Below are 13,055 nucleotides of genomic sequence, written 5' to 3'. Positions count from 1 at the left end.
TTCTATAAAAATTACAGTTGTCCCATTTCAAATTTAATTCACTAAAAATTGTGCTGTCATTAAAATTAAAACATTCATTGTATCATACTTCAATTAACTATTTAGGTAAATTATAACATAAAGGTATTAACAATATTCTATAGAATAATATATAATTTCTATTGATTATTTAAAGTTTTTTCATTATAATTGTTGTATATCAAACAGTTGCATATGCTACAATTTAGAAAGAAGGTTTTTTTAGTGAAAGATCGCAAGATTGGAATTGAACTTAGGGGCTTAAATAACATGATTAAAAGGTATATAGATAAGCATCTAAATAAAAAAGTTGTGGATCAAATAACAGGTACTAATGGTTGGATTATAACTTATTTATCACACAATTTAGATAGAGATGTATTTCAAAAAGACCTAGAAGAAGAATTTGGTGTTACTCGTTCTACTGCTTCTAAAGTTGTAAACTTAATGGTTCAAAAAGGACTTGTAGAAAGACATTCTGTTCCTTATGATGCTAGATTAAAAAAGTTGGTATTAACTCCTAAGGCTAGTAAAATATCAGAGCTTATTAATGAAGATAAGGAAACAATAGAAAAACTTTTAACTAAGGGATTTTCAGATGAAGAACTAGAAACTCTACAATCTTATATTGAAAGAATGAAAAACAACCTTCAATAAAAGTCGTAATTATCGACTTTTTTATTTGTAGATATTGTTGGATATCAAACATTGTTTCCATTAGAAACTATATGCAACAACTAATTAATACAGGAGGTAATCATATGATAAAAAAGTTAGCACAAAGCATTAGAGAATTTAAAAAAGATTCTATTTTATCTGCAATTTTTATGTGCTTTGAAGTAACTATGGAAGTTGTTATCCCTATCCTTATGGCTAATCTAATTGATTATGGAATAGATAAAGGAAATATGCCATTTATTCTAAAGATGGGTATAGCATTACTTATTTCTGCGGCTATTTCATTATTTTTCGGGATAATGTCTGGTCAAAAGGCTGCCATTGCTTCAGCTGGATTTGCAAAGAACCTTAGAAAGGATATGTACTATAAAGTACAGGATTATTCCTTCTCAAATATTGATAAATTCTCTACTGCAAGTATTGTAACAAGACTTACAACAGATGTAACTAATGTTCAAAATTCATATCAAATGATAATACGTACGGCAGTTAGAGCACCAATAATGCTTATACTTTCACTTTTTGCTGCATTTACTATAGATGTAAAGTTATCACTAATATTCTTAGTAACTGTACCAGTTTTAAGTGTGGGATTATGGTTTGTTATGACAAGGGTTCATCCTATTTTTAAAAGAGTTTTTAAAACTTATGATAAGTTAAACAGCATTGTACAAGAAAATCTACATGGAATAAGAGTTGTTAAATCCTTTGTACGTGAAGATTTTGAAATAGATAAGTTTGAAGATGTATCTAATGAAATATATAAAGATTTCTCTAAAGCCGAAAAAACAGTGGCTTATAATGCCCCACTTATGCAACTTTGCATGTATGCTACTACCATATTTATTTCATGGTTTGGAGCAAGGGCTATTGTAGCTTCTGGTGGTAATGCTAATCTAGGTTTAAGTACTGGTGAACTTATGAGCTTATTAAGCTATGCTACTCAAATTCTTTCAAGCCTTATGATGCTTTCAATGATTATAGTTATGATTACAATATCAAGGGCATCTGCAGAAAGAATTGTAGAAGTATTAGATGAAGAAGTAGATTTAAAGAACCCAACTTCACCTGTTATGACAGTAAATAATGGGGATATAGAATTTAAAAACGTTAATTTCTCTTACTCAAAAAATGCAGACAAGCTTTGTTTAAATAATATAAACATTAAGATAAATTCCGGTGATACAGTTGGTATTTTAGGTGGAACAGGTTCCTCTAAATCTTCTCTAATTCAACTTATACCGAGACTTTATGATGTAACTAGTGGCTCAGTTAAGGTTGGTGGAATTGATGTTAGAGATTATGACATTGAAACACTTAGAAATGAAGTTGCAGTTGTACTCCAAAAAAATGTGTTGTTTTCTGGAACCATTAAGGAGAACTTACGTTGGGGTAATGAAAATGCTGCAGATGAAGAGCTTATTCGTGCTTGTAAATTAGCAGAAGCTCATTCCTTTATTGAAACATTCCCTAATGGATATGATACTTATATTGAACAAGGTGGTACTAATGTGTCAGGTGGTCAAAAGCAACGTCTATGTATTGCACGTGCTTTGTTAAAGAAACCTAAAATATTAATTTTAGATGACTCTACTTCTGCTGTTGATACTAAGACAGATGCTTTAATTAGAAAAGCCTTCAAAGAAGAAATACCAAATACAACTAAGGTTATAATTGCTCAAAGAATTTCTTCTATACAAGATGCAGATAAGATTATTGTAATGGATGATGGTAATGTTACTGCAATTGGTACCCATGAAGAACTATTAAAAACAAGTGAAATTTACAAAGAAGTTTATGAATCACAAATGAAGGGAGGAAGTGACAATGAGTAAAAAAGCAGACTCAAAAACACTGAAAAGACTTCTTTCCTATATAAGTCAATATAGAATACAATTTATTTTTGTTTTAGTTAGTATATTACTAAGTGCTGTAGCAAGTGTTATGTCTACTTTATTCCTAAAGACACTTATAGATGACTATATCACTCCCCTTTTACTTGAGGCTGTGCCTGACTTTTCTGGACTAGCTAGGTTAATTCTTATAATGGCTGGAATTTATTTAATAGGTGTTATTGCCACCCTATTTTATAACAGAGTTATGGTTGTTATTGCACAGGGAGTACTTAAAGAAATAAGGGATGAAATGTTTGAAAAAATGCAAAAGCTTCCTATAAAGTATTTTGACACTCACTCTCATGGTGATATTATGAGTCACTACACAAATGATACTGACACCTTAAGACAAATGCTTACACAATCTATTCCTCAGCTATTCTCCTCTGTTGTAACTATTGTAGCTGTATTTGTTTCAATGCTTACATTAAGCCTTTGGTTAACTATCTTTGTTGTTCTATTTACCTTTATTATTCTTAAGGTCGTTGGAAATATTACTAGTAAATCTAGTAAATACTTTGTAAGCCAACAAAAATCTCTTGGGGATGTTAATGGTTATATTGAAGAAATGATAAATGGTCAAAAGGTTGTTAAAGTATTTTGCCATGAAGATAATGCAAAAGAACTCTTTAACCAAAAGAATGAAGAGCTATGTAAAAATGCTACTGAAGCTAACAGATTTGCAAATATGCTTGGACCTTTAATGAATAATATGGGCTATATTCTTTATGTTTCTATGGCTATTGTTGGAGGTGGACTTGCTATTCTAGGTGTTACTAATGTAAGTCTAAGTGGAGTTGGAACTTTAACTTTAGGTATGATTGCTTCATTCTTACAACTTTCAAGAAGCTTTATTATGCCTCTTAGCCAAGTTTCTCAGCAATTAAGTTCAATTGTAATGGCAATTGCAGGTGCTGGAAGAATATTTGAACTAATAGATGAAAAATGGGAAGAAGATGAAGGATACGTTACTTTAGTAAATGTAAACAAGGTGAATGGTGAGCTTATAGAAACTAAGGATCATAGTCATCATTGGGCTTGGAAACATCCTCATAGTGATGGAACTGTTACTTATACAGAGCTTAAAGGTGAAGTTAGATTCTTTGATGTAGACTTTGGATATAATGAAGAAAAGATAGTTCTTCACAATATTTCCCTATATGCAGAACCTGGGCAAAAAATAGCCTTTGTTGGTGCAACAGGTGCTGGTAAGACAACAATAACTAATTTAATTAATAGATTTTATGATATTGCTGATGGTAAAATTAGATATGATGGCATTAATATAAATAAGATTAAAAAGGATGACTTAAGAAGATCCTTAGGTATTGTTCTTCAAGATGTTAACCTATTTACAGGAACAGTTATGGAAAATATTCGTTATGGTAGACTTGATGCTACTGATAAAGAATGTATAGAAGCTGCTAAATTAGCTAATGCAGATGGATTTATAAGAATGTTACCTGATGGATATAACACTATAATATCTGGAGATGGAAGTGATTTATCCCAAGGTCAAAGACAACTTATTTCAATTGCACGTGCTGCTGTTGCTGATCCACCTGTTATGATTCTAGATGAAGCTACTTCTTCTATTGATACTCACACAGAGTCTATAGTTCAAAGGGGAATGGATTCACTTATGGAAGGAAGAACTGTTTTTGTTATTGCCCACAGACTTTCAACTGTTAAGAATTCAGATGTTATTATGGTTCTTGAAAAAGGAAGAATTATTGAACGAGGTAGTCATGAATCTTTAATTAAGGAAAAAGGAAAGTATTATCAACTTTATACTGGAGCTTTTGAATTAGAATAAAAACTGGCTTATGCCAGTTTTTTTGCTTAGAAGTAGCTTGATCCAAGCTATTTACAAGTTATATTATTAACTTTATAATTAAATAAAAACATATGGGGGATATTTATGAGAAAAGCTACTTTTTATCTATGGAAATTAGAGTATCTTAAGGGGGAAAAGCTACCAAAGGATGCCGACTCTGAAACTTTAAAGGCTGATGATACTTTATATGATGAATTATTTAATTCATATATTAAAATAGATGATAATAATCTAGATATAGAAGATATTAATTTATATTTAAAAGCTAAGAATTCCTATAATATAAATATAATAAAGAATTGTTTTATTACTATAACAGTAATTCTTAGTGTTCTATGCTTTATAATTCTAATGGGGCTTTACTAAAATTAAAAAGGGATTTAGCACAAAAAGTAAGCTAAATCCCTTCTTTTATTAGCGAAAAAATCAGAACTACATATGTTATACCACCAGTAATGATTATTGTATATAATAACATGATTTCTTATTTTATATACTTTTCAATCTTACATTGCTCTTGAACTTCTTTTCCTAGGATTGTAATTGCTTGCTTTGGACAATTACTAAAGCAACGGTAACACATTGTACACTTGCCTTTCCACTTAGCTTTATCATTATCTAATTCAATATTGCTCATTGGACATACTGCAGCACATTTACCACATCCAACACATCTTTCACTTTTAATTTTAAACTTATCTGTATAACTCCTAGTTTTATTATAAAACCATAATCTCTGTCCAAACAAACCAATTATATGATGTTTAAGACCTAGACCTTCCTTTAAAGGCACTCCAGTTTTAAATTTATTAGCACATTCTTTTATCTTTTCTTCAGCTTTTTTTACTATAGCTTTATTTTCTTCTAAGGATTTTTTCAATACCTTTTCATCACCAATACAATCAGGCATCTTTAAATGTACCCCACCTAGTATATTGGCTCCATATTTTTTAAATAAACGAGCTGAACATCCTGATCCATCACCACTAAATAATCCCATGGTTGATATAATAAAAATATTTTTTCCATTAAACTCTTTATCGTTTATTTCTATAAAATCTCTAACTATTTTCGGTAAATTACTAAAATATATTGGATATGCAAATACAATATCTTTATTTTCTCTAATGACATTTACTATATTTGAATCTTCAATAGAAAAACTCTTTCCTTCCCCCTGGTACTCACTTAAAAATTTCTCAAGACAGTATCTTGTATTTCCTGTTCCACTAAAATATACTCCAACCATAATTATTCACCTACCAATAAAGAAATAAACATATAAATATATAAATATGCACATGTATAATTATACCATATATTTTTCCATATAAATGATTAAAAGTAATTTTATTGATTTATATTCTAAATATTTTACTTTTATAATTCTTAATAGATTCTATCTTTTAAAATTATCTTTGAAATATTAAAAAGCTATGGAAAGATTATACTTTCCATAGCTTCTACAATTCCTTTATGATTTTAGCTGGATTTCCACCAATTACAACATTGTCTCCAAAGCTCTTGGTAACTACAGCTCCAGCAGCAACTACAACATTATTTCCTAAAGTAACTCCAGGCACTATTGTAGCGCTACCTCCTATCCAACAGTTGTCTCCTATTGTTATAGGTTTTCCCAATTCTGTTCCACTAATTCTTTCCTGAGCATCTAGAGGATGAGTTGCTGTATATATTCCAACCTGTGGAGCTATAAAACAATTATCTCCAATTCTTATTTCGCAAACATCTAAGAATACACAATTATAATTTGCATAAAAATTCTCTCCTACATGTATATTACATCCATAATCACAATTAAATGTAGGTTCAATATAAATTTTTTCACCTGTTGACCCAAATAATTTCTTTAATAGTTCACTTCTCTTTTCCTTATCTCTAATAGAGGTTTTGTTATATTCTTCTGTTAGTATTCTTGCATTAAATCTTAAGTCTTTTAGTTCCTTATCAGCAGGATTATAAATTTCTCCTGCAATCATTTTTTCTCTTTCTGTCATAATCATTATCTCCTTTTATCTAAAGTTTAATATTTTCAATTTACCTCAACTTAAAAAGATATCATCTATATTATTTTCAAACCACCTACATACTTCTGTGGACCAATGTGCATAGTGAAAAAGCGTATCTTTATTTTTATCATTAGAATTGAAATAATTCTTATAATAATCACTTACACCAAGTTGGTAATAATAAAGATAAGGCATCATTTTTATGTCATAATCATTTAAATTGCTTACCTTTAAGTATTCATTAACGTATTCTTTAAGATTCTTTACATCTATATTTCCATTTATGCATTTAGGATCTGCATAGGAATATGACCTTATTATCTCATAGCAAGCTGGATGAATACAGGCAGAGGTAAAATCTATTACTCCATTAATCCTATTGCCTTTACATATAATTTGACTTATAAAATAATCACCATGAGTATTTTTATAGGTGAATTTCTCCATATCCAAATCAATATTTTTCAACTTATTTAAAAGCTTAATTCTATATGTTAAATCATCCACTGCAACTACTTCATTTCTTTCCTTTGTAATTTTCAAAGACTTTTTATAGGATTCTAAAGCAGATTTAGGATTTACCAGCATAAAAAATCCCTTAGAAATCCCTTTATCTAAGGAATGTAAATCACTTAATCCATTATGAATTTCACCAAGGATTTTAGCACTCTCCTTCATAAACCAGTTAGGAGCAGTATTTACTTGTAATATTTCTCCTTCAATAAAGCTTTGAAGATGAAAGGTATGTCCATTATATTCCCCTACATAAAACCCATCACAGGTTACATAAAAGTTTGATACAGGTATCCCTATTAAGGACAATTCATTATTAATAAGAGGTTCTATATCTGGATGATTCATAAAATCCATTTCTATATCTTTTAGTATATATTCATTATTTTTTGCTATAATGTGAAAGCACTCAGAAGAAGCACCTGATTTTAAAGGAATAATCTCTTCAATATCAAATGATTTAATATTATAAAATATGTGTAAAATACGTTTTACCTCATTTATACTCCATGGTTTCTTAACCATTTCCCCCCACCTCTAAACTTTTTCTTTTATATTAATAAAAGCTATACTCTCCCTCTTTAGCTATAACCCAGGTATAATGCCTATAGCTATCTATTCTATCAATAGGAACATTTTCTTCATTTATCCAATATATATTTCCATCTTTAATTTCCATGGTTGCCCCCAAAATTATACAATCATAATCTTCTGATTCAGGTGCAAGATTTAATTTAATTAATTTATTAAACTTAATCTCTAAATTTCTTGGATTTTCTTGCCTTTGAAAAACCACCTTTAAAATTCTCTTATCATTAATGAGATTCATACTTAAATCTTCATTAACATATGCTCCACTTTCATAACTAATTTTAATTATACAACTATCATGAAAATAACTGTATTCCTCCATTAATTTTTCTATATCCTTCTTGTTATTTATTGAAAAATACTTTCTATTAATCATACTCTCCCCTCAAAATCAAATTATAGTTTAATTTTACACCACAATCCATATTATAACAATTTAATATTTACTCCTTTAATTCCTACATGGTAAAATATAACTATACATAAGGGGGTAAATTTATGCGTGCTTTAGTTTATGGTTTAATTGGTTTCTTTTTGTCTCTTTTCTTCTTAATTTCTTTTCCTTCATTTTATGAAGATTTTTTCATAATAGCTGTAATATGTATTTGTACTACTATGGCTGCTTGCACAGGTGCAATAGTAAATGCAATAAACAACTTAAAAGAGGACAATAATAACAAAAAAGATAATTAAAAATACTCTGCAATTATTTGCAGAGTATTTCTTTTATTCTTTATTCATTGAAGAAAGATTGTTGCCTTCTTCTCCATCAGGCTTAGTTCTTAAATATTCTTCACCGTTTCTTGAATGAGCTATAATAACTCCTTCAATTTCTCCATTTTTAGCTCTTTCTACTCCTACCTCTTTTGAAATAGTTTCACCATTGCTTAAAACATAATCTGAAATTTCGCCGCTTTTTTTTACTGTTTCAACTATTCTATTTGCCATATATATCACCTCAAGAATAGCATTTGCAATTTCACAAAAAATATTTCTTAATTTTGAACCTATAAAGATTTATTTTCTACTTCCTCATTTATCCTTAAAATTAATTCATCTAAATTGACTATTCCCTCATCACCATTTTTTCTACTACGAAGGGATATCTTATTTAAGTTTTCTTCCTTTTCACCTATTACAATCATGTATGGTACTCTTTCATTTCTTGCTTCCCTTATTTTATAACCTATCTTTTCATCTCTACCATCCAACTCAACTCTTATTCCAGCTTCATTTAATGTATCCCTTACTTTCTTTGAATAGTCCTCAAACTTATTTGATATAGGTAATACCTTAACTTGAACTGGAGCAAGCCAAGTTGGGAATTTTCCTGCAAAATGCTCAATTAAAATTCCTATAAATCTTTCAATACTTCCAAAAATAACTCTATGAATTACAATAGGTCTATGCTTTTCTCCATCTTGACCTATATAATCTAGACTAAATCTTTGAGGAAGTTGGAAATCTAATTGTATTGTTCCACATTGCCATGTTCTTCCTAGGCTATCTTCTAAATGGAAGTCAATTTTAGGACCATAAAAGGCCCCATCACCTTCGTTTATTACATAGTCTAGGTTTAACTCTTCTAATGCTCCCTTTAATGAATCTTCTGCTAAATTCCAATCCTCATCACTACCCATAGAATCCTCTGGCCTTGTAGATAGCTCAACCTTATAACTAAAGCCAAATTTAGAGTATACTTCATCTATAAGCTTTACTACGCCCTTGATTTCAGACTTTATTTGATTAGGTAACATAAATATATGAGCATCATCCTGTGTAAAGGCTCTTACTCTCATAAGACCATGTAATGCTCCTGAAAGTTCATGTCTGTGAACTCTTCCAAGCTCACCAACCCTAATTGGAAAATCTCTATAAGAATGCGCTTCAGATTTGTAAATTAACATTCCACCTGGACAATTCATTGGCTTAAGTGCAAACTCTTCTTCATCTATCATTGAAGTGTACATATTTTCTTTGTAATGATACCAATGTCCTGAAGTTTCCCATAACTGCTTATTTAACATAATAGGTGTTTCAACTTCCACATATCCTGCTTTTCTGTGAAGCTCTCTCCAAAACTCTATAAGAGTATTTTTTAAAACTACACCCTTTGGAAGGAAAAATGGGAAACCTGGTCCTTCTGGAACAAAAGTAAACAACTTCAATTCCTTACCTAGTTTTCTATGATCTCTTTTCTTAGCTTCTTCAATATTGGATAAATGCTTCTCTAATAATTCCTTATTTTTGAATGCTACCCCATAAATTCTTTGAAGCATTTTATTCTTTTCATTCCCTCTCCAATATGCACCATTAACACTTGTTAATTTATAAGCTTTTACATATTTAGTTGAAGGTATGTGTGGTCCTCTACAAAGGTCTACATATTCTCCTTGTCTATAAAGAGATATTTTTTCTCCTTGAGGCAAGTCATTAATAAGCTCTATTTTGTAGGATTCATTGTTTTCCTCCATAATCTTAAGAGCTTCTTCTCTTGAAACCTCAAACCTTTCAAATTGTAAATTTTCATTAATTATATTATTCATTTCATTTTCTATCTTTTGTAAATCTTCATTAGTTAAAGGCTCCTCTATATCGAAATCATAGTAAAAACCATTTTCTATTGATGGCCCTATTGCTAGTTTTACATCATTATACAACCTTTTTACTGCTTGTGCCATTATATGGGAGGTAGAATGTCTAATAACCTCAATTGCTTTATCATTATCTGCTGTTAGAATGTTTACCTCATCATTATCTTTTAGTATATAATTTAAATCTACTAGGGTGTTATTTACTTCACCTACAATTGCCTTTTTAGCAAGATTTCTGTTAATGCTTTCTGCTAAGTCTAAAAGAGTTAAGCTTTCTTCTACTTCTCTTATTGACCCATCATTTAACTTTACTTTAATACTCATTTTTCTACCTCCTCTTAATATTATATAAAAAAAAAAGCACTCATCCCTGCTTGGGACGAATGCTAATTATCCGTGGTTCCACCCAAATTGAATTAATAATTCAATTCTTCTCTTACATTTTATCGATTTTCACCGATGACATTTCGCTTTAAATAAGTTACTAAATCATAGCTCCTGGGTAGTTTTTCTTATAGTCATATTTAAAAATGCTTGCAGCCGGTGACATTTTCTCTCTTAAAACTGTATTCTATAATACTTTTCCCTATCGTAGCCTATAATATTTTGTTTAACTTGAATTATATTCCATTGATAATACTTTGTCAATACCTACTAATTCATCTTGCTTAACAAAGAATTTAGCTTTTCTATAGTTATATCTAATTCTATATTATTTATAATAAATTTTACTCCCTTAGCTTCACCTTTTAATAAGTTCTCTATGGTAGTATTAAAACTCGTCATATCTAAATCTATAGAAATACCATTAGTATGTCCTAATTTCTTTGAATAAGTACTACTTTCATTCTTGTTTATAAAAAATCTTACAGATCCCCCTTCTATTGCAGGAGCAAAATTATTAAATATTATATCATTAACTGTTGTCCCTACCTTTGGAACTACCCATAACTTTGCATTACCATACTTAATGCTATTTAGTATATTCATAACAAGATACTCTTTTCTTTCTAGTATAGGATCTTGTCCATTTTTTATTAAACATTGATTTACCAAATCATATAAGCTACAGGCTAAATATTCTCTTCCTTCGTCTACAATAAGCTTCCCAACACCTGAAAACATAGCTCTATAAGATTCTAATGATAGCTCTTCAAATGGTATTTTTTTAATTAAATATTCCCCGTCAAGCTTTAAATTATAATAATCAGCATACTCCTTTGCTATCTTTTCTTCAGAAAAAAGCCACATTGTAGGAATATTTTCATGGATACCATATCTTATATCCCCCCTACCACTTTTTATAAATTCTTCACTTGAATCCTTACTAACTAAAGTGTATATTTCATTAGAATCTAATAATATTCTAATTATTTCATCACATTTATCAAGATATTCCTTCGGATTATTTCTTACATTATTTAAACTTCTTATTTTTTCTTGCACCTTTCCTATACTCATTAGTGCTCCCCCTATTCATCTTTATTGCTTCTTCCTTAGTATACCTAATTTTTATAATATTTGTCTATAAATATACTTTATATAACTTTAAATAGATAATAAAGACTGTCTTTAAAATAAAAGGATATCTACAAAAAAATAATATTGTACACTTTTTATTTTTTTATCACCATTTACCTATTATCTACATAAGATAAATTATACGAATGGATAAAAAATAAATAACAAAAAGATGAAAAGGTGGATTTACTATGTGTGAAAATAATAATAATTATTCTGAAATAGCAGAAGCTTACCGTAACTATAGAGATAATTTTTATAACAATACCTCTTTCTTAAGTAGCGAATGTGAATGCAATAGAGATTGTGATAGGGATCGTGACAGGGATAGAGATAGAGATCGTGATAGGGATAGAGATGATGAACGTCTTTGTTGCGGAAGAAGATTTAATAATAATCCAATGGATGAAAGAACAGAAAGAGCATTAAGAGCTTTTGAAAATCAATTAAGAAACACTAATAATGCTATTAACTGCTTAAATAAATGCTTTAATAACTTAGATGATGTTTTATTTGAAAATCGTTGCTGCGTAAGTAATAGAATAAAGAATATCCTAAGATCTATTCAAAGCGATATTTGTGACTTACAAGACGATGTTAGAGATATAGCTGACGACACAAACTGCTTACGTCAAAGTTTATAATCTAACAATATTATTTTTGTTCCACTAATTATCTACTGTAATTAGTGGAACAGTGATGATAATATCTTTTTACATACCTTGTAATAAAAACCTAGTCAAAGTAAGACTAGGTTTTTTAGAGTTATTTATATTTTAAATTACTACAAGATGACTTACAGTTTTCACAACTACAACCACAGGAAGATTTACCAGACTTTTTTGATTTATGCCTATAAGCCATAGCTGACACAACTAAAATTAAGACAATGCCAACAACAATAAAATCAATCACATTATCTCCTCCTCTCCATCATTAACCTTCTTTATAACTATGGAGTCAATGTCATTAATATTTAACCCCTCTGCCTCATAAAGCCCTATTCTAATTATTCTCTTCCAATCTTCCTCAGAAAGTTTAAATGTTTTTTTATTCTTAAGAACTACAATACCTTCACCATTTAAAATATCAATTTCTTCACTTGATATTTTATAAAGATTCTTTCTATTTATAGCTCCTATTTCTTCAAGACTTTTTATTATTCTATATACAGTTGCTATTCCTATGGATGAATCCTTCTTAGATGCCTCCCAATATATTTCCTTACAGCTTGTACATTCTTTGTTGAAAATAATATCAATTATAAGTTTTCTCTGATTAGTAATTCTAAAACCATTTTCTCTTAATTTTAAAAAGATAGCTTCCTTCTCTATGTTGACCTTTTTAACTAGTAAGTAGTCACTCTCTTTTCTATTCATTT

At 29.5% G+C, this 13,055-nt stretch carries 15 protein-coding genes and 1 other annotated feature; of the genes, 6 read left to right on the top strand and 9 right to left on the bottom strand.

Features of this window, described 5'->3' with window-relative positions; genetic code table 11:
- Positions 1-243: 243 nt before the first annotated feature.
- The 4 genes from I4V16_RS05250 to I4V16_RS05235 all read left to right on the top strand — a co-directional run bounded on the left by I4V16_RS05250 (position 244) and on the right by I4V16_RS05235 (position 4,794).
- A complete protein-coding gene (locus I4V16_RS05250) occupies positions 244-675 on the top strand; it encodes a MarR family transcriptional regulator (RefSeq protein ID WP_053089712.1) in 432 nt (143 codons plus the stop codon).
- A gap of 104 nt (positions 676-779) precedes the next feature.
- Entirely contained in the window at positions 780-2,531 is a 1,752-nt protein-coding gene (locus I4V16_RS05245) for an ABC transporter ATP-binding protein (protein WP_049177707.1), read from the top strand.
- Positions 2,524-4,407, top strand: coding sequence for an ABC transporter ATP-binding protein (locus I4V16_RS05240; RefSeq protein WP_049177708.1), 1,884 nt, complete (start codon positions 2,524-2,526; stop codon positions 4,405-4,407). The genes I4V16_RS05245 and I4V16_RS05240 overlap by 8 nt, the downstream gene beginning before the upstream one ends.
- 105 nt (positions 4,408-4,512) lie before the next feature.
- Positions 4,513-4,794: a hypothetical protein gene (locus I4V16_RS05235; RefSeq protein WP_049177709.1), complete on the top strand. Its 282-nt coding sequence runs from the start codon at positions 4,513-4,515 to the stop codon at positions 4,792-4,794.
- A 118-nt stretch (positions 4,795-4,912) separates the two neighbouring features.
- Here I4V16_RS05235 and I4V16_RS05230 read toward each other — a convergent pair whose 3' ends face one another.
- From I4V16_RS05230 to I4V16_RS05215, 4 genes are all read right to left on the bottom strand, one after another.
- Positions 4,913-5,677 (bottom strand): EFR1 family ferrodoxin, encoded by a 765-nt coding sequence (locus I4V16_RS05230; protein ID WP_195616982.1) that lies wholly within the window; start codon positions 5,675-5,677, stop codon positions 4,913-4,915.
- Between the two features lie 214 nt (positions 5,678-5,891).
- A complete protein-coding gene (locus I4V16_RS05225; protein WP_207738447.1) occupies positions 5,892-6,449 on the bottom strand; it encodes a sugar O-acetyltransferase in 558 nt (185 codons plus the stop codon).
- A gap of 39 nt (positions 6,450-6,488) precedes the next feature.
- Positions 6,489-7,493 carry a phosphotransferase gene (locus I4V16_RS05220; protein WP_049177712.1) on the bottom strand — a complete coding sequence of 335 codons (1,005 nt, stop codon included), beginning with the start codon at positions 7,491-7,493 and terminating at the stop codon, positions 6,489-6,491.
- A gap of 31 nt (positions 7,494-7,524) precedes the next feature.
- Positions 7,525-7,935 (bottom strand): hypothetical protein, encoded by a 411-nt coding sequence (locus tag I4V16_RS05215; RefSeq protein WP_049177713.1) that lies wholly within the window; start codon positions 7,933-7,935, stop codon positions 7,525-7,527.
- A gap of 122 nt (positions 7,936-8,057) precedes the next feature.
- Here I4V16_RS05215 and I4V16_RS05210 point away from each other — a divergent pair, with 122 nt between their 5' ends.
- Positions 8,058-8,252, top strand: coding sequence for a hypothetical protein (locus I4V16_RS05210; RefSeq protein ID WP_049177714.1), 195 nt, complete (start codon positions 8,058-8,060; stop codon positions 8,250-8,252).
- A 33-nt stretch (positions 8,253-8,285) separates the two neighbouring features.
- Here the strand turns inward: I4V16_RS05210 and I4V16_RS05205 are convergent, their stop codons facing one another.
- The 3 genes from I4V16_RS05205 to I4V16_RS05195 form a co-directional block, all read right to left on the bottom strand.
- The gene (locus I4V16_RS05205) at positions 8,286-8,507 is read right to left on the bottom strand and encodes a DUF3892 domain-containing protein (RefSeq protein ID WP_049177715.1); all 222 of its coding nucleotides are present in this window, start codon (positions 8,505-8,507) and stop codon (positions 8,286-8,288) included.
- A 59-nt stretch (positions 8,508-8,566) separates the two neighbouring features.
- Positions 8,567-10,477, bottom strand: a complete 1,911-nt coding sequence (gene thrS, locus I4V16_RS05200) for a threonine--tRNA ligase (RefSeq protein WP_099330225.1) — start codon at positions 10,475-10,477, stop codon at positions 8,567-8,569.
- Positions 10,478-10,525: 48 nt separating this feature from the next.
- Positions 10,526-10,755, bottom strand: a binding site (T-box leader).
- 52 nt (positions 10,756-10,807) lie between these two features.
- Entirely contained in the window at positions 10,808-11,614 is an 807-nt protein-coding gene (locus I4V16_RS05195) for a hypothetical protein (protein ID WP_099330226.1), read from the bottom strand.
- Positions 11,615-11,865: 251 nt separating this feature from the next.
- Between I4V16_RS05195 and I4V16_RS05190 the strand changes: the two genes are divergently transcribed.
- Positions 11,866-12,318, top strand: a complete 453-nt coding sequence (locus I4V16_RS05190) for a hypothetical protein (protein WP_195966551.1) — start codon at positions 11,866-11,868, stop codon at positions 12,316-12,318.
- Between the two features lie 121 nt (positions 12,319-12,439).
- Here I4V16_RS05190 and I4V16_RS05185 read toward each other — a convergent pair whose 3' ends face one another.
- A complete protein-coding gene (locus I4V16_RS05185) occupies positions 12,440-12,589 on the bottom strand; it encodes a FeoB-associated Cys-rich membrane protein (RefSeq protein ID WP_242974288.1) in 150 nt (49 codons plus the stop codon).
- Positions 12,586-13,053 carry a transcriptional repressor gene (locus I4V16_RS05180; RefSeq protein WP_099330227.1) on the bottom strand — a complete coding sequence of 156 codons (468 nt, stop codon included), beginning with the start codon at positions 13,051-13,053 and terminating at the stop codon, positions 12,586-12,588. The genes I4V16_RS05185 and I4V16_RS05180 overlap by 4 nt, the downstream gene beginning before the upstream one ends.
- Positions 13,054-13,055: the final 2 nt, after the last annotated feature.

Origin of the sequence: Clostridium sp. 1001283B150210_160208_E6 (assembly GCF_015669365.1) — a bacterium.
Lineage (GTDB): Bacteria > Bacillota > Clostridia > Clostridiales > Clostridiaceae > Clostridium > Clostridium paraputrificum.
This window is presented reverse-complemented; position numbering and strand designations above follow the sequence as displayed.